Below are 489 nucleotides of genomic sequence, written 5' to 3'. Positions count from 1 at the left end.
ACCATGCTCGAACTCGTTTCAGCGCACGCATGCCACGGCGGCGAGCAGCGTTTCTACCGTCACGATTCGGCGGCCATCGGCCTGCCGATGAAGTTTTCGGTGTACCTGCCGCCGCAGGCCGCGCACGGCCGCGTGCCGGCGCTGTTCTATCTCGCGGGACTCACGTGCACCGACGAGACGTTCGCGATCAAGGGCGGCGCGCAGCAGTACGCGGCGCAGCACGGTATCGCGCTCGTGATGCCCGATACGAGCCCGCGCCGCGCCGACGCGCTGCCCGTGGGGCGAGAAGGCGTTCTCCGGCTACCTCGGCGCCGATCGCGAGACGTGGAAGGCACATGACGCGAGCGAGCTGGTCGCACGCGCCGATGCGCCGAAGTTCGCGGACGGCATCCTCGTCGATCAGGGGCTCGCCGATCAGTTCCTCGCGAACCAGCTGAACCCCGACGTGTTCGAAGCCGCGTGCGCGAAGGCCGGCCAGCCGCTGACGCT

1 pseudogene is annotated in these 489 nt (G+C 69.1%); it reads left to right on the top strand.

The features are described from left to right. Positions 1 to 3: 3 nt before the first annotated feature. Positions 4 to 489: pseudogene (locus A9Z05_RS05450) on the top strand (alpha/beta hydrolase-fold protein); the annotation flags it as partial.

The organism is Burkholderia sp. A2, assembly GCF_001729305.1.
In the GTDB taxonomy this organism is placed as follows: domain Bacteria; phylum Pseudomonadota; class Gammaproteobacteria; order Burkholderiales; family Burkholderiaceae; genus Burkholderia; species Burkholderia sola.
Note: the sequence above shows the minus strand (reverse complement) of the source record. Positions and strands in the feature narration are given on the sequence as shown.